The sequence below is a fragment of the Streptomyces sp. NPDC004126 genome (assembly GCF_050275515.1).
Taxonomy (GTDB): domain Bacteria; phylum Actinomycetota; class Actinomycetes; order Streptomycetales; family Streptomycetaceae; genus Streptomyces.
In genome coordinates this window covers 115,365-130,132 of the sequence record NZ_JBNNPF010000003.1, presented here as the reverse complement: position 1 = coordinate 130,132, position 14,768 = coordinate 115,365, and the positions used below count along the sequence as shown (strand labels likewise).

Genomic DNA, 14,768 nt, shown 5'->3' with positions numbered 1-14,768 from the left:
AGCGGTCCGGGTTGCCGACGCCCGTGCCCGTCCCTCGCCCATAGTGGGGCCATGGAGTCCAAGTCCGAGTCCGGGCCCGGGTCCGGGTCCGGGTCCGGGTCCGGGTCCGGGTCGACCCCGGTCCGCGTGGTGCTCGTGGAGGACCATCCGCTGTTCCGCACGGGGCTGCGCTCGGCGCTGGAGAGCGCCGAGGACGTCGTGGTGGTGGGCGAGGCCGAGACGCTCGCCGGGCTGGCGGGCGCGGTCGAGGAGGGGCGGCCGCAGGTGGTGGTGATGGACCTGTCGCTGCCCGACGGTTCGGGCCTGGAGGCCACCCGCCGGCTCGCCGAGGAGCACCCCGGCGTGTCGGTGCTGGTGCTGACGATGGCGGACGACGACGGCACCCTCCTCGCGGCCCTGCACGCCGGGGCCCGCGGCTACCTGCTCAAGGGGGCCGGACGGCAGGAGGTGCTGCACGCGGTGCGCACGGTGGCCGCCGGGGGCGCGGTGTTCGGGCCGGACGTGGCCGCGCGGATCGCCGTGCTCGCCACCGGGGGCGGCCGGCGCGACGCCGAACGGCTCTTCCCCGCGCTGACGGCGCGCGAGGTCGAGGTGCTCGACCTGGTCGCCCGCGGCTACGACAACCGGCGCGTCTCCCGCGAGCTGTTCCTGGCGGAGAAGACCGTACGCAACCACGTGACCCGCATCTTCGAGAAGCTCGGCGTCACCACCCGGGCCGAGGCGGTCGTCCGCGCCCGGGACGCGGGGCTCGGCGCGGGTGACGCACCGGACCGGGACTGAGACCGGCCGGCCAGGGCCCGGCGAGCCGCTGCTTGTCCATGACCATCATGTCCCGTACCCCGTACCCCGTTCCGGTGGCGTGGCGGGTGGGCGACGTCCCGGCGATTCGGCCGCGCGGGGCGGGGCCGGGGTGGGGCGCGGGGATACCGTCGGCGGCATGGACCGGATGCGCCGGGGCTGGCGGCAGTGTGTGCTCGGCGGGGCGGTGTTCGCCGTGTGCATGGCGGGTACCACGCTGCCGACCCCGCTCTACGGCCTCTACCAGGAGAAGTTCGGCTTCTCCGAGCTGACCGTCACCGTGGTGTACGCCGTGTACGCCTTCGGGGTCATCGGCGTGCTGCTGCTGGCCGGCAACGCCTCCGACGCCGTGGGCAGGCGGCCGGTGCTGCTGGCGGGGCTGGGGTTCGCGGCGGCGAGCGCCGGGTGCTTCCTGCTCGCCACCGGGGTGGGGTGGCTGTACGCGGGGCGGCTGTTGTCGGGGCTGTCGGCCGGGCTGTTCACCGGGGCGGCCACGGCCTACGTCATCGAGTCGGCCCCGCCGGGCGGCGGTGGCCGGGCCACGTTCGTGGCGACGGCCGCCAACATGGGCGGGCTGGGCTGCGGTCCGCTGCTGGCCGGACTGCTCGCGCAGTACGCGCCCCGGCCGCTGTACCTGCCGTTCGAGGTGCACCTCGTCCTGGTGGCGGTCTCGGCCGCCGTCCTGCTGGGGCTCGGGGAGACCGTCCGGCAGCGGCGGTCCCTGGCCACCGTACGGCCGCAGCGGCCCGGGCTGCCGCCGCCGGTGCGGCCGGTGTTCGGGCCGGCGGCGATGGCCGCGTTCGTGGGGTTCGCGCTGTTCGGCGTGTTCACCTCGGTCAGCCCGGCGTTCCTCGCGCAGTCCCTGGGGGTGCACAACCGGGCCGTGAGCGGGCTGGTCGTCGCGCTGGCCTTCTTCGCCTCGACGGCGGGGCAGCTGGCGGTGGGCCGGGTCGGTGCGCGCCGGTCGCTGCCGCTGGGCTGTGCGGGGCTGCTGGCCGGGCTCGCGCTGCTGGCGGGCGCGCTGTACTGGGACCTGCTGGCGCTGGTGGTGCTGAGCGCGCTGGTGGGCGGGGCCGGTCAGGGGCTGGCGTTCCGCGGGGCACTGTCCGTGGTGGCTTCGGCCTCGCCGCCGGACCGGCGCGCCGCGGTGATCTCGATGCTGTTCGTGGTGGCGTACGCGGGCATCTCGGTGCCGGTGATCGGGGTGGGCGTGCTGGTCGAGCCGGTCGGCCTGGAGGGCGCGGGGCTGGTGTTCATCGCCTGCATGGCGGTCCTGGTCTCGGCCGCCGGAGCCTACCTGCTCCGGCGGTCGGACCCCTAGGCCTCTTCCTGCGGATCAGCTGGCTGACCAGATGAGGATGGCAGCACGGCGGAGTCCGGCGCGGTAGACGGTGGCGTCTTGTCGCTGCTGCACGGCTCGAACCAGCGGATCACTCGGCCGACGAGGTTGTCGGAGCCGTCTGGCAGGCTGCGTCCGTGGAAGAGCTCATAGGAACCCAGAAGCCCCTGCACAGGATCCTCGGCCCGGACGAGGCGATCGCCGTACTGGAAGGCAGTGTCCCCAACCTCGTGGAACTCCGCCGGAAGCAACCGGCTGCCTTCGACTGGAGTGCGGTCGAGGAAGGCCTCGAAACGGCGCTGCCGTCCGACTTCAAGTCGCTCGCCGAGTGGTATCCGGCCTTCGAGCTGGACGACTTCCTGGGCGTTTTCGTTCCTTGGCCCGGAGAGGAGAACGGCTGGGCCAGGGCGACGGACAAGGAAAACAAGGGGTGGGATTCCGATTACCCCGCCGAGCTGCGTCCGCCGGAGCTCGTCTCGGTGAGCTTGATGTCCTGGGGGGCCTCCAAAGAGGGCGACCAGTTCTTCTGGAGTGTGCTTGGGGATGATCCGGAGCATTGGCCCGTCACCATCTGCTCCCGCAACGGCCCCTGGTGGCACTACCAGGGCGGGATGGTCCAGTTTCTGGCAGAGCTCTGTGACGGGACCCTGGATCCCTGGGCGCTCCCCCCGGTCAGGCCCGAAGTCACCGGCTGGGGCGTTGCGGGCGGCGGTTGGCGGGAAACGATGTAGGCAGTCGGATCATCTTGGACGCATTTCCGTCCACGGATTTCTCACTTTCGCGTCCCGGCGGCCCGCCACCGCAGTCGCGCAGCCGCACGTGATCCAAAACGCCGAGTATCGGGGTACGGGCGCGCCAGGTCGGGAAACCTGTTTGAATCACACAAGCACGGACACCGGCCAACTCACCTTGTTGCAACGGGAAGAGCCGCATTCGAGCAGGTCATGGCCCCCTTACGGGTCCGTCGGCGGACCGGCCGTCCCAGGACCACGCCGAACGTGGTCCTGGCCGACAAGGCCTACTCGTCCCGGGCGATCCGCCACCACCTGCGACGACACGGCATCCGGGCGATGATCCCGCAGCCCGCCGACCAGGCCGGGGTTCAGGACTCCGGCGGGGCTTCCCCGTCGGCCGGTGCCTCGGCCGGGGCCTCGACCGCCGCCGGGTCGAGGACGCGGTCGAGGAAGTTGCGGGTGCGTTCGTGCCGCGGGCGGGTGACGACCTGTTCCGCGGGCCCCTGTTCGACGATCACGCCGCCGTCCATGAACACGACCCGGTCGGCGACCTCCCGGGCGAAGCTCATCTCGTGGGTGACGACCATCATGGTCATCCCCTCCCCCGCCAGGACGCGCATGACCGACAGGACCTCGCCGACGAGTTCCGGGTCGAGCGCCGAGGTCGGCTCGTCGAAGAGCATCACCTCGGGGCCCATGGACAGGGCGCGGGCGATGGCGACGCGCTGCTGCTGGCCGCCGGAGAGCTGGGCCGGGTAGGCGTCGGCCTTCGCGGCGAGGCCGACGCGCTCCAGGTTGACCCGGGCGACGGCGGCGGCCTCCTCCTTGCCGGTGCCCAGGACCCTGCGCTGCGGGAGGGTGAGGTTGCCGGTGACGCTGATGTGCGGGAAGAGGTTGAACTGCTGGAAGACCATGCCGATGCGGCGGCGCGCGGCGTCGATGTCCACGTCGGGGTCGGTGAGTTCCGTACCGCCGACGAAGACCCGTCCCCTCGTCGGCTCCTCCAGCAGGTTCACGCAGCGCAGCAGGGTGGACTTGCCCGAGCCGGAGGGGCCGATGACGCACACCACCTCGCCGCGGCCGATGTCGAGGTCGATGCCCCGCAGGACGTGGTTGTCGCCGAAGGACTTGTGCAGTCCGCGGATCTCGATCTCCGGACGGTCGCCGCCCATCGTGTGCCCCGTTCCCGTCGTCTGTGGCATCGGTTCCTCACGTGGCCTTGTCGGCGCGGGCCTCTAGCCGGCGCACCACGAAGCTCAGCGGCACGGTCACGAGGAGGTAGCACAGGCCCGCGACGAGGATGGGGGTGGAGTTCGCGGTCTCGCTGGCGAGGTCCCGGCCGAACTTGGTCAGCTCCCGCTCCTCCAGCGTCACGCCGAGGAAGAGCACCAGTGAGGAGTCCTTGAAGAGGAGGACCAGTTCGTTGGTGAGCGGGGGGATGACGATGCGGAACGCCTGGGGGATGACCACCGACACCATGGCCCGGCCGTGCGAGAAGCCGAGTGAGCGGGCCGCTTCCATCTGCCCCTTGGGGACGGCCTGGATGCCGGCGCGGATGGTCTCCGCCATGTAGGCGGCGGCGACCAGGCCGAGGCCGAGCGCGACCTTCCCGTAGACGCCGCCGGGGATGGCCGTGCCGGGGAAGGCCAGGGGGACCGCCACGCCGACGAAGATGAAGATGAGCAGGGCGGGCAGGCCCCGGAACAGCTCGATGTAGACGCTCGCGACCCAGCGGTACGGGGCCACCGAGGACAGCCTCATCAGGGCGATGACCAGGCCGAGCACCAGCCCGAACAGGAAGCCGGAGAGGGTGTACACCACCGTGTTCCGCAGGGCGACGGTGATGATCTCGGGGAAGAGCCTGGCCGCCAGGTCCGCCTGCGCGAACTGGTTCTGCAGCCGGCCCCAGTCGGCGAGTACGCCGACCAGGACCAGGACGGCGACGAAGACCGCGTACTGGACGCCCTGCCAGACGCGGCGCCGCTGCCGCCGGGTGAGCCGTGAGGTCACGACGTCGCCTGGGGCAGCGGGCCGATCCACTGTTCGTAGATCTTCTTGTACGTGCCGTCGGCCTTGGCGTCGGTGACCGCCTTGTCGATCGCGGCGAGGAGGGCGGTGTTGCCCTTCTTCACCGAGAAGCCGTACTTCTCGCCGGTCTCGATGTTCTGTCCGAGGACGAACTCGGCGGAGTTCTTCGGGTCCTTGAGCCAGCCTTGGACGACCGGGTAGTCGATGACGACCGCGTCGACCTGGCCGGTGCGCAGTCCGTTGAGCACCGCGTCCGAGCTCTCGAAGGCGACCGGGTTGAAGCCCTGGGCCTTGGCGTAGCTCTCGCCGGTGGTCTCCGCCTGCGCGCCCAGCTTCTTGTTCTTGGCCTTGAGGTCGGCGAGGGAGGTGATGCCGCTCTTCTTCGTCGCCAGCAGGGCCTGGGTCGCGTCGAAGTAGGGGACGGAGAAGTCGACGTTCTTCTTGCGCTCGTCGGTGATGGTCATGCCGGCCGCGGCGAGGTCGCACTGGCCGGAGTTGAGGAAGGCACCCGTCTTGAAGTTCTCGAACGGAGTGTCGAGGACCTTCTGTTCGACTTCGAGCTTCTTCGCGACGAGGTCGATCAGGGCGACGTCGAAGCCGACGACCTTGCCGTTCTGCTCGAACTGGAACGGCGGGTAGGGCAGGTGGGTGCAGGTGGTCAGCTTGCCCTTCTCGACGACCTTCACGCCCCCCGCCGCCTCCCCCGGCCCCTCGTCGCCCGAGGAGCAGCCCACGGCGAGGAACAGGCCCGCGGCGGCGGCAGCGGCGGCCAGGGCGCGCGTGCGCCGGCGGGAGGGGTGGTGGTGACCGCCGTCACGGTGACTGCGGTGTCCTTCGGCCGTCCGGAACACGGTTGACCTCCACGGGGGGTGCGGGGGGTGCGAGGGGAGCGGCGGTCGCGGAAGGGGACCGTCCGTCGAGATCGTAAGCCCCGGGGGCGCACCGGCAAGGGACCGTGCGCGATGCGGCGCGAAGCGTCCTGCCGCGGCGCGCCGGGTGCGGCAGGAGTCCGGGAGACGAAGGGCGCACGGCTTTTCCGATGCGTCCTCGTCAATACTTCGTCAACGGTTTTCCGGGATTTCCGCCGGGCGGCCCGCCGTGCTCGCGGAGAACGCCCTGATGGGAGCCTTTCCGTCCCCCGGACGGGCGACCCCGGGGGCGCGTGCGCGCGTTCACCGCGTGTGCGGGAACACATGTCGCGACTGTGGACCTCGTGCCAGGATCGGGACGGGGCGTTGCGGATTCCTCCATATGCCGACACATCATCACTTCCCCGCCGCCCGCAGCCGTTTCTCCACGCGGCGATTTCCCCACGGCCACAACAGGCCGGAGCGGCCGGAATTCCACCAGGGGTCGAGCGGCTTTCCCCCCACCGTCCGCCCCGACACTCCCGGGAAGGCGAATACCGTGACACGTCTGCGCCATGGAAACACGCTGTTGCACAAACTGTCGGTCCAGCTGGGGTCGCGCCCGCCGGGACGGGCCCCGGGGGCCCGCGGGAGGCGATTACCGGGCCCCCGGACGCACCCCTCCCCCGCCCGGACGGCGGCCGCGCCCGAGGTGGAGCTGCCCGGCGCGCCGCTGGAGTGGATCGAACCGTTCGTGGGGAGCGAGCGCACGGAGGCCGTACGGGACACCCTGCACGGGGTGCGCGACCTCCTCGACGGGCGCACCGTGTGGCACATCAGCGACAACCCGGTCCGCGGTGGCGTCGCCGAACTCCTGCGGGCCGATCTCCCCTACCTGGCGGGCGGGGGCATTTCCACCCGCTGGACCACCCTCGCCGGCCCGCCCGAGTTCCGTGCGTTCACCAAGTCCCTGTACTACCGGTTGTGCGGCGTGCCCCCGGAGGCGGACACCGCGGACCTGGAACGGGGCCGCCGGATGTACGAGCGGGTCTGCGCGGAGAACGCGGCGCGGCTCGCCCCGGCGGTGGACCGGCGTTCCATCGTCGTCGTCCACGACCACCAGACGGCCGGGCTCATTCCCCATCTGCGCGCGGCGGGCTGCACGGTGTTGTGGCGGGCCCACATCGGAACGCCGCTGCGGGAGGACCTCGCCGCCCGCGGATGGGAGTTCCTGCACCGCTACATCTCCTGCGCGCACTGCCACATCACCTCCTGCCCGGGAGTCCTGCCCCCGGGACTGCCGCCGGTGGACCACCGCCTGCTCCCGCCGTCGATCGACCCGCTGTCCCCCAAGAACGTCCCGCTGCACCCGGGCACCGATCCGTCCCGTCTGCTGGCCGCCGCCGGGCTGATCGAGGAGGAGCGCGGGGCCTCTCCCGGGCGGTACGACCTGACCGACCTGCTGGTGCGCCGGCCCGCGCGCGTGGTGCGCGGCGGTGGTCCGGCCCCGGCGGGTGCGCCCCTGGTCACCCAGGTCAGCCGCTGGGACCGGGTCAAGGACATCCCCGGGGTGATCCGGGGGTTCGCCGAGTACGTCGATCCGGCCTTCGACGCCCACCTGCTGCTGGTCGGCCCGGAGACCACGGGCGACCGGCAGGCCGAGCGGGTCTTCGCCGAGTGCCGCCAGGTGTGGGCGGGCCTGGGTCCGCGGGGGCGGCGCGTCCACCTGGTCCAGGTGCCGACGGCCAATCCGGCGGAGCACGCGCTGACCGTCAACGCCATCCAGCGCCGCTCGGCCGTGGTGATCCAGAAGAGCCTGGCCGAGGGATTCGGCCTGACCGTGTCGGAGGCGGCCTGGAAGGGCCGGCCCGTGGTCGCCGCCCCCGTCGGGGGCATCCGGCAACAGGTCGAGCACGGCACCACGGGGCTGCTGCTCTCCGGCCCCCGCGACCTGCGGGGCCTCGGGGAGGCGGTCAACCGGCTGCTGTCGGACCGCGGTTACGCGGAGGAGCTCGGCAGGAACGGCCACCAGCGCGTGCTGCGGCGCTTCCTCACCGACAGCAGCGTCCTCGGATTCGCGCGGGTCCTCTCGGACGCCGCCCGGCGCTACCGGTAGGGGAGCAGAGCGTGACAGCAGTACGCATCCTGGCCTTCGGGGCCCATCCCGACGACGTCGAGCTGTTCTGCGCGGGGACGCTCGCCCACTACGCCCGGCAGGGGGCCGAGGTCACCGTCGCCGTCGCGACCAACGGCGAACTGGGCTCGCGCACCCTGTCCCCCGCGCGGACGGCCGCGGTCCGCGAGGAGGAGGCGCGGCGGGCCGTCGGCGTGCTCGGCGCGGAACTCCTCTGGCTGGGGCAGCCGGACGGCTTCCTCTTCGACACGGCGGACACCCGCCGGCAGGTCGTCGAGGTGCTGCGCCGGGTCCGGCCGGACGTCGTCCTCGCCCACCACCCCGACGACTACCACCCCGACCACCGCGCCGTGAGCCGGCTCGTCGGCGCGGCTCGGCTGCTGGCCCGCGAGCCCGGCCTCGCCACCGGCAGCCCCGCCACCGACCGGGTCCCTCCGCTCTTCCACATGGACACCCTGCTGGGGACCGGCGCGGGCACCCCCGACCTGTGGGTGGACATCACGGGGACCATGGCGGTGAAGGAGGCCATGCTGGCCGAGCACGCCAGCCAGAACAGCGCCCGCAAGGAGCGCAAGGGCGCCGACTTCCTGGACCTGACCAGGCAGCAGGCGGCGCGGCGCGGCCTGGAGGCGGGCGTCCGGTACGCGGAGGCCTTCACCTGCGCGCCCTCCCATCCCGCCGCCTCGGTGCACGACCTGGTCCCGGAGGGTACGGGCATCCGCCTCCCGGTCCTGACCGTGCCGCGGTGAGCGCCGCGAAGGGCAGGGGCGCGAAGGGCGGGGACGCGAACGGCGGGGACGCGAACGGCAGGGGCGCGGCCGCCCTGTACGCGGTCTTCTTCCTGAACGGGATCGTCCTGGCGAGCTGGGCCCCGCGCATCCCGCAGGTGAAGGAGCAGCTCGGGCTGTCCGACGGCCGGCTCGGCACGGCCCTGCTCGGGGTGGCGCTGGGGTCCGTGCCGGCGATGCCCGCGGCCGGTCTGCTGGTGGACCGCTTCGGCAGCCGGCCGGTGGCCCGCTGTGCCGCCCTCGTGTACGCCCCCGCCATCGCGCTCCCCGGGCTGGCCGGCTCGCTGCCGGAACTGGTGCTGGGCCTGGCCGTGCTGGGGGCGTCGGTCGGGGCGCTGGACGTGGCCATGAACGCCCACGCGGTGGACCTGGAGCGGCGCACCGGGCGGGCGAGGCTCTCCTCCTTCCACGGCCTGTTCAGCGCCGGGGCGCTGGCGGGCGCGCTGCTCGGCACCGCCGCGGCCGCCGGTGGCGTGGGGGTGCGTACGCAGTTCACGGTGTCCGCGGTCGTGGGGGTGGCCGTTGCCGGGGTGGCGGTGGCCGCCCTGCACCCGGCGGCCCCTCCCCCGCCGCCGCCTCCGCGCGGGGACGGGGGCGGCGGGCACGGCGGCCCGGGCGCCGGCCGGTTGCTGCCGCTCAGTGCGCTGGGCCTGTGCGTGCTGCTGGTCGAGGGGGTGATGACCGACTGGAGCAGTGTGTACCTGGCCGACTCGCTGGGCGCGGGGCCCGGTGCGGCGGGTGCCGGGTACGCGGCCTTCGCGCTCGCCATGACGGCCGGGCGGCTCGGCGGTGACCGGGCGGCCGGGCGGTTCGGTCCCGTGCGCGTCGTGCGCTGGGGGGCCCTGTTGAGCGCGGCGGGGGCGCTGGCGGCTCTGCTGTCGGGGCATCCGGCGGCCTCGGTGGTGGCGTTCTGCGCGGTCGGACTCGGGATCTCCGCGTCCTTCCCGCTGGTGGTCGGCGGGGCGAGCCGGATCCCCGCGGCCTCGGCGGGGACCGCCGTGGCGACGGTGTCCACCACCGGCTACTTCGCCTTCCTCGCCGGACCTCCGCTGATCGGTCTCCTCGCCTCCCACAGCAGCCTGCGCACCGCGCTGTTCCTGGTGCCGGCGCTCGCCCTGGCGGCCGCCGTCCTCGCCTCCGCACTGCCTGCGACGGATCCCGGAAAGAAGATTCCGGTTCCACTGGAAGAAACTCCGCACGGTCGTTGATCATTCGGTAGATCGCCCGCCAATACCTTTGAAACAAAGGCGAATTGCCGGTTACAACCACCTGTACATCTGTTACTGTGCCCGCTCCTGGTGTTCGTTCAGCATTCCGTTTCCCTTTCCCAGAGGTGGCGTGTACGTGTACAGCACTCCGTTTTCCCCCGCCGGGGCCAGATCCGCCCGCGCCCGCATGGGTCTGAGCACGGTTCAGGTGGCCGAGGCCATGGCGGCCTGCGGGAGCCCGGTCCATCCCGCCGTGGTCGCGGCGTGGGAGCAGGGCTCCCACGTCCCTTCCGACCAGCACCTGTTCGCCCTGGCCGACGTGCTGTGGTGCGACGCCGCCACCCTGATGGGGACCGCGCCGAGGACGCTCGCCGAGTTCCGGCTGGCCCGCCGGCTGAGCGTGGAGCGGCTGGCGTACCGGCTGGGCATGGACCCCGCGGAGTACCGCGCCGCGGAGGCGTCGGGGCAGTGGCACGGGGACTCCCGGCAGACCAGGGTGCTGGTGGAGGCACTGGGGCTGTCCCTGCGCGCGCTGACCACGGTCACGGGCCGCGCCGAGGAGTTGGAGGGGCACCTGCGGTCGGCGGTGGCCGGACGCTGGAAGGCGTACGTCGATCCCGTGGTGGAGATCGCCTCCGTCGACGCGACGAGCGTGGGCGACGCGCTGCGGACGATGCACGGCGAGCTCGCCGCCTTCTCCGAGCGGTACATGGGGCACCTGGTCGCCCGCAACGACGACGCCAGGCTGAAGGAGACGGCCGCGGAGCGGTCCGCCTACCTGCGGCGCCTGACCGACCACTTCTGGGAACTGGTCGGCGACCAGGGCGAAGCAGCGCCCGGCCACCCGGCGGGCGGCTGACGCGGGAACGGGGGCACCCGGGCGGGCCGGGAGGGGAACGGATCCCCTCTCCGGGCCCGCCCGCGCGTCAGCGGGCCGGCGCCCAGGCGGGCGGCCCGGGCGGGCCGTCGTCCTCGGCGTCGGGTTCGACGTCGGCCCAGTCGATCTCCATCGTGCTGCGGCTCGTGAAGACGTTGAAGAGCAGGTTCAGCAGGATCGCGGTGAGGGCGCCGAGCGTGATCCCGCTGTCGAGTACGGCCCGGACGTCGTCGGGCATGCGCTCGAAGAAGGGTCTGACCGTCGTGGGCAGCAGCGCCGCGCCGAGACTGACCGCCAGGATCAGGGTGTTGCGCTCCTCCCGCAGGTCGGCCTTGGCCAGGATCTGGACGCCGACGGCCGCGACGATGCCGAACATGGACACCGCCGCGCCGCCCAGCACGGGGTGCGGGACGGAGGCGACCAGGCTGCCCGCCTTCGGCAGCAGGCCGAGCACGACCATGAACACGCCGGCCGCGACGACGACGTAGCGGCTCATCACCTTCGACATCCGGACGATGCCGATGTTCTCCGCGAAGGCCACGTAGGGGAAGGAGTTGAGGATCCCCCCGAGGACCGTCGCGACGCCGTCGGCGCGCAGGGCGCGCGCGACCGTGTCGGCGTCGACCTTCTTGCGGGTGATCTCCCCGATGGCGTAGACGTCGCCGGTGGTCTCCACCATCGTGATCAGCATGACGACGAGCATCGCGGCGATCGGGAGCAGTTCGAAGCGCGGCATGCCGTAGTGGAAGGGGGTGGTGACCCCGATCCAGTCGGCCTGGGCCACGGCGCCGAAGTCGACGTCCCCGAAGAGCCAGGCTACGGCCGTTCCGGCGACGAGTCCGAGGAGGACGGCGAGGCTGCTGAGGAAGGGCCGGCCGACACGGACCAGCGCGAGGATGAAGAGCAGGGTGCCCAGCGCGTACGCGAGGTTCTTCGCGGACCCGTATGCGGGCGTGCCGACGAGGTGGGCGCCGCCCGCCGCGTCCTGCAGGGCCACGGGGATGAGGGTGATGCCGATGATGGTGAGGATCGTGCCGATGACGACCGGCGGGAAGTACTTCACCAGCCGGCTGAAGAGCGGGGCGAAGGCGAAGGTGGCGATGCCGGCGGTGATCACCGCGCCGTAGACGACGAGCAGGCCCGCGGTGCCGCCGCCGGCGCCCAGGCCGATGGCGATCATGGGTGAGACCGCGGTGAAGGTGACTCCCTGGACGAGGGGGAGCCGGGCGCCGGCCTTCCAGACGCCGAGGGCCTGGACGATCGAGGCTATGCCGCAGGTGAGGAGGTCCGCGTTGACGAGGTGGACCAGCTCTTGGCGGCTGAGTCCGAGCGCGTTGCCGAGGAGGACGGGGACGATGACCGCCGCCGCGTAGAACGCCAGCACGTGCTGGAAGCCGTACAGGGCGAGCTGGGGGAACGGGAGGAGTTCGTCGACGGGGTGTATGCCCTGTCGGGTGGACTGCCGGGAGGACTGTCTGGTGGCTCTTGCCATCTCTGCCTTGCCTTCGCGAGGTAGGTGAATGAGAGGACCGCCGCGCTCCAGCCCCGGGGTGGCGGGGCGAGCGCAGACCGGCTCGCACGGAGCCGACGCCGGGCGGTGTTGCCGACAGCACGTCGCTCTGGATGCAGATTGCGTCCCGGATTGGCGGGACATCCTTCGATCGCCATCCGGATCCCTGACTGGGCATGGGATCCGAAGGGGCCGTTGACCGGAGGGCGCTCACCATAGCCAAAGGGTGGGTTTCCTCGCGAGTAACCGGAGGTTCCGCTTCCCGATCAGGGCCGGCGCGGGGCCGCGCGGAAGCCCTCGGACCGCTCCTCGGCGGGCCCCGCGGGAGCCTCCGGCTCGTCCAGGTCCTGGAGGCCCGGGAAGCGGTACGGGTCGAGCGCCCACTGCGGCGTCCCGGAGGAAAGTCCGTACGTCGGTGCGGTGTTCACGGTGCTCATCGGACCTCCCGGTAGTGGAGTCATCACTGAACGTCATGACTCGTCACTCTCCGCTTTCGGTTGCCGGGGGCGGGCATTCCCACTCGAACGCCCTCAATGGCATCTCTTCACACCGCCTCCGGACATGCGCGGGGGCCGCGCCCGGGGGGATCCCGGGCGCGGCCCCGCGCCGTCCCGCCGGTGTCAGCGCCGCTGCGGGCACGTCTTCCAGGAGAAGTGGTACACGGTGTTGAAGCTGCCGTCGGTGGAGTCCATCGCGACGAAGCTGGTGGAGTTCGCCGTGTCGGAGGAACCGGCCTGGGCGCGCAGCTCGGTGTTGATGTTCAGGTTCCGCTTGGCCCCGCAGGGGTGGAAGACCAGGGCCTCGACGGGCACCGCGTCCGACACCTGCCAGTTGCCCTCGGTCGGCCCGTTCAGGGTGTGGCTCCGGTAGGCCGTCTGCTGCATGCCCTGGAAGTAGTAGCTGGCGTTCTGGGTGGCGCTCGCGCCCTGGGCGAGGCTGGCGAAGCCGCGGTAGTCCGCCTTGGCGATGGCGTAGGTGTAGCCCTGGGGCACGTTCACGCTGAGGCCGAGCTGGCAGTTCTTGCGGAAGTCGGTCGCCTTGGCGTCCTTGCCGACCTGGGCGAGGTACTCGCTGTACGTCACCGTGAAGGCGGTGTTGTCCGGGGAGACCGCGACGTTGGCGGTGCCGGGGCGACAGCCGGAGCCGTTGACCTGGACCACGTCGACGGTGATCTGCCCCGGCGGCGCGGGGAACGGCAGGGCGGGCGCGGCGCCCGCGGAGGGCGTGAGGGCGGCAGCGGCGAGCGCGGCGGCCGCGCCGGCAGTGAACACCGTTCTGAGCATGGGGAGTCCTTCCGATCGCTGCTGTGCGTGATCGGCACGAACCGTTCCACACTCCCCGCGGCCATCGGCGCAGGCGCGTCAGCCGCCGCCGCGTCACCCCGCACACGACCCCCGTCCGGGGCATTCGTCCGACCATCGCACCGCGCGCCCGAGGGCGGAGTCCGCCACGACCCGGCCGCCTTTTGGCTCGTAAGGGGCGGCCCGCGCGGCCCTCCGGCGGCAGACTGGGCCGTCCAGGCCCACGAGGAGGTCCAGCGCGTGCCCGTTCCGATCATCATCGACTGCGACCCCGGACACGACGACGCCCTGGCGATCATGCTGGCGGCGGGGGATCCCGCCGTCGACCTCCTCGCCGTCACCACCGTCGCCGGGAACCAGACGCTGGAGAAGACCACCCTCAACGCCCGCCGGGTCCTGACCCTCGCCGGCGTCACGGACGTGCCCGTCGCCGCGGGCTGCGACCGGCCGCTGCTCCAGCCGCTGGCCGTCGCCGCCGACGTGCACGGGGAATCGGGGCTGGACGGACCGAGTTTCCCGCCGCCGACGGTGGAGGTGGTGCCCGAGCACGCCGTGGACCTCATCCACCGGATCCTCGTCGGACACCCCGAGCCGGTCACCCTGGTGCCCACCGCCCCGCTGACCAACATCGCCCTGCTGCTGACCCGCCATCCCGAGAGCGCCGCGCACATCCGCGAGATCGTGCTGATGGGAGGCTCGGTGGGGCCGGGCAACCGCACGCCGGCGGCCGAGTTCAACGTCTACACCGACCCGGAGGCCGCCGCAGTCGTGTTCGGCAGCGGCGTACCGGTGACCATGTGCGGGCTCGACGTGACCCACCAGGCGCTGGCCACCCCCGAGGTGCTGGCCCGCTTCGAGGCCCTCGGCACCCCGATCGGCTCGGTCTGCGTGGAGCTGCTGACCTACTTCGCCTCCGCCTACCGCCGGCTGTGGGGCATGCCCCACCCGCCGCTGCACGACCCGGTGGCGGTGGCCCGGGTGATCGACCCGGCGATCGTGGGCTGCGCCGACGCCAACGTCGTGGTCGAGCTCCAGGGCCGCTACACCCGCGGCGCCACGGTCGTGGACCTCCACCAGTACGTGGGACGGCCCGTGAACGCGCGGGTCGGCACGGCCCTGGACACGGAGCTCTTCTGGGACCGCATGGTCGGCGCGGTGGCCGCCCTCGGCTCCCGCGGCTCCCTCGGCCCCGGCGGCGCTTGA

The 14,768-nt window shown here is 72.5% G+C and carries 14 protein-coding genes and 1 pseudogene; 9 read left to right on the top strand and 6 right to left on the bottom strand.

Features of this window, described 5'->3' with window-relative positions; genetic code table 11:
* Nucleotides 1-51 precede the first annotated feature (51 nt).
* From ACQKM2_RS04620 to ACQKM2_RS04605, 4 genes and pseudogenes are all read left to right on the top strand, one after another.
* Nucleotides 52-780 (top strand): response regulator, encoded by a 729-nt coding sequence (locus ACQKM2_RS04620; protein ID WP_427706517.1) that lies wholly within the window; start codon nucleotides 52-54, stop codon nucleotides 778-780.
* A 157-nt stretch (nucleotides 781-937) separates the two neighbouring features.
* Nucleotides 938-2,119, top strand: coding sequence for an MFS transporter (locus ACQKM2_RS04615; RefSeq protein WP_427706515.1), 1,182 nt, complete (start codon nucleotides 938-940; stop codon nucleotides 2,117-2,119).
* Between the two features lie 155 nt (nucleotides 2,120-2,274).
* On the top strand, nucleotides 2,275-2,868 hold the full coding sequence (locus ACQKM2_RS04610; RefSeq protein WP_427706513.1) for a hypothetical protein: 594 nt from the start codon (nucleotides 2,275-2,277) through the stop codon (nucleotides 2,866-2,868).
* Nucleotides 2,869-3,111: 243 nt separating this feature from the next.
* A pseudogene (locus ACQKM2_RS04605) lies at nucleotides 3,112-3,231 on the top strand (IS5/IS1182 family transposase); the annotation flags it as partial.
* 8 nt (nucleotides 3,232-3,239) lie between these two features.
* On the opposite strand, the gene ACQKM2_RS04600 reads toward ACQKM2_RS04605, so the two are convergent.
* From ACQKM2_RS04600 to ACQKM2_RS04590, 3 genes are read right to left on the bottom strand one after another with little or no spacing between them, the layout of a single operon-like run.
* Complete coding sequence (locus ACQKM2_RS04600) at nucleotides 3,240-4,043, bottom strand: amino acid ABC transporter ATP-binding protein (protein WP_427706795.1); 804 nt, start codon at nucleotides 4,041-4,043, stop codon at nucleotides 3,240-3,242.
* Between the two features lie 37 nt (nucleotides 4,044-4,080).
* On the bottom strand, nucleotides 4,081-4,881 hold the full coding sequence (locus ACQKM2_RS04595) for an amino acid ABC transporter permease (RefSeq protein ID WP_427706511.1): 801 nt from the start codon (nucleotides 4,879-4,881) through the stop codon (nucleotides 4,081-4,083).
* Nucleotides 4,878-5,672, bottom strand: a complete 795-nt coding sequence (locus ACQKM2_RS04590; protein WP_427706793.1) for an ABC transporter substrate-binding protein — start codon at nucleotides 5,670-5,672, stop codon at nucleotides 4,878-4,880. Before ACQKM2_RS04590 ends, ACQKM2_RS04595 begins: the two co-directional genes overlap by 4 nt.
* Nucleotides 5,673-6,459: 787 nt before the next feature.
* Between ACQKM2_RS04590 and ACQKM2_RS04585 the strand changes: the two genes are divergently transcribed.
* The 4 genes from ACQKM2_RS04585 (at nucleotide 6,460) to ACQKM2_RS04570 (ending at nucleotide 10,736) form a co-directional block, all read left to right on the top strand.
* Nucleotides 6,460-7,863: a glycosyltransferase gene (locus ACQKM2_RS04585; RefSeq protein ID WP_427706509.1), complete on the top strand. Its 1,404-nt coding sequence runs from the start codon at nucleotides 6,460-6,462 to the stop codon at nucleotides 7,861-7,863.
* Between the two features lie 11 nt (nucleotides 7,864-7,874).
* Nucleotides 7,875-8,630 carry a PIG-L deacetylase family protein gene (locus ACQKM2_RS04580; RefSeq protein ID WP_427706507.1) on the top strand — a complete coding sequence of 252 codons (756 nt, stop codon included), beginning with the start codon at nucleotides 7,875-7,877 and terminating at the stop codon, nucleotides 8,628-8,630.
* The gene (locus ACQKM2_RS04575; RefSeq protein ID WP_427706505.1) at nucleotides 8,627-9,877 is read left to right on the top strand and encodes an MFS transporter; all 1,251 of its coding nucleotides are present in this window, start codon (nucleotides 8,627-8,629) and stop codon (nucleotides 9,875-9,877) included. Before ACQKM2_RS04580 ends, ACQKM2_RS04575 begins: the two co-directional genes overlap by 4 nt.
* Nucleotides 9,878-10,064: 187 nt before the next feature.
* The gene (locus ACQKM2_RS04570) at nucleotides 10,065-10,736 is read left to right on the top strand and encodes a transcriptional regulator (RefSeq protein ID WP_427706503.1); all 672 of its coding nucleotides are present in this window, start codon (nucleotides 10,065-10,067) and stop codon (nucleotides 10,734-10,736) included.
* Nucleotides 10,737-10,803: 67 nt separating this feature from the next.
* On the opposite strand, the gene ACQKM2_RS04565 is transcribed toward ACQKM2_RS04570, so the two are convergent.
* From ACQKM2_RS04565 to ACQKM2_RS04555, 3 genes are all read right to left on the bottom strand, one after another.
* A complete protein-coding gene (locus tag ACQKM2_RS04565; protein ID WP_427706501.1) occupies nucleotides 10,804-12,246 on the bottom strand; it encodes a nucleobase:cation symporter-2 family protein in 1,443 nt (480 codons plus the stop codon).
* Nucleotides 12,247-12,530: 284 nt separating this feature from the next.
* Nucleotides 12,531-12,701 (bottom strand): hypothetical protein, encoded by a 171-nt coding sequence (locus ACQKM2_RS04560; RefSeq protein ID WP_427706499.1) that lies wholly within the window; start codon nucleotides 12,699-12,701, stop codon nucleotides 12,531-12,533.
* A 183-nt stretch (nucleotides 12,702-12,884) separates the two neighbouring features.
* Nucleotides 12,885-13,547: a DUF4360 domain-containing protein gene (locus tag ACQKM2_RS04555; RefSeq protein ID WP_427706497.1), complete on the bottom strand. Its 663-nt coding sequence runs from the start codon at nucleotides 13,545-13,547 to the stop codon at nucleotides 12,885-12,887.
* A 258-nt stretch (nucleotides 13,548-13,805) separates the two neighbouring features.
* Between ACQKM2_RS04555 and ACQKM2_RS04550 the strand changes: the two genes are divergently transcribed.
* Entirely contained in the window at nucleotides 13,806-14,768 is a 963-nt protein-coding gene (locus ACQKM2_RS04550) for a nucleoside hydrolase (RefSeq protein WP_427706495.1), read from the top strand.

Excerpts from the sequence above, each read along its gene's own strand:
- ACQKM2_RS04620 (WP_427706517.1), top strand. The coding sequence starts at position 52 with ATGGAGTCCAAGTCCGAGTCCGGGCCCGGGTCCGGGTCCGGGTCCGGG.
- ACQKM2_RS04615 (WP_427706515.1), top strand. The coding sequence starts at position 938 with ATGGACCGGATGCGCCGGGGCTGGCGGCAGTGTGTGCTCGGCGGGGCG.
- ACQKM2_RS04600 (WP_427706795.1), bottom strand. The coding sequence starts at position 4,043 with ATGGGCGGCGACCGTCCGGAGATCGAGATCCGCGGACTGCACAAGTCC.
- ACQKM2_RS04570 (WP_427706503.1), top strand. The coding sequence starts at position 10,065 with ATGGGTCTGAGCACGGTTCAGGTGGCCGAGGCCATGGCGGCCTGCGGG.
- ACQKM2_RS04565 (WP_427706501.1), bottom strand. The coding sequence starts at position 12,246 with ATGGCAAGAGCCACCAGACAGTCCTCCCGGCAGTCCACCCGACAGGGC.
- ACQKM2_RS04560 (WP_427706499.1), bottom strand. The coding sequence starts at position 12,701 with ATGAGCACCGTGAACACCGCACCGACGTACGGACTTTCCTCCGGGACG.
- ACQKM2_RS04555 (WP_427706497.1), bottom strand. The coding sequence starts at position 13,547 with ATGCTCAGAACGGTGTTCACTGCCGGCGCGGCCGCCGCGCTCGCCGCT.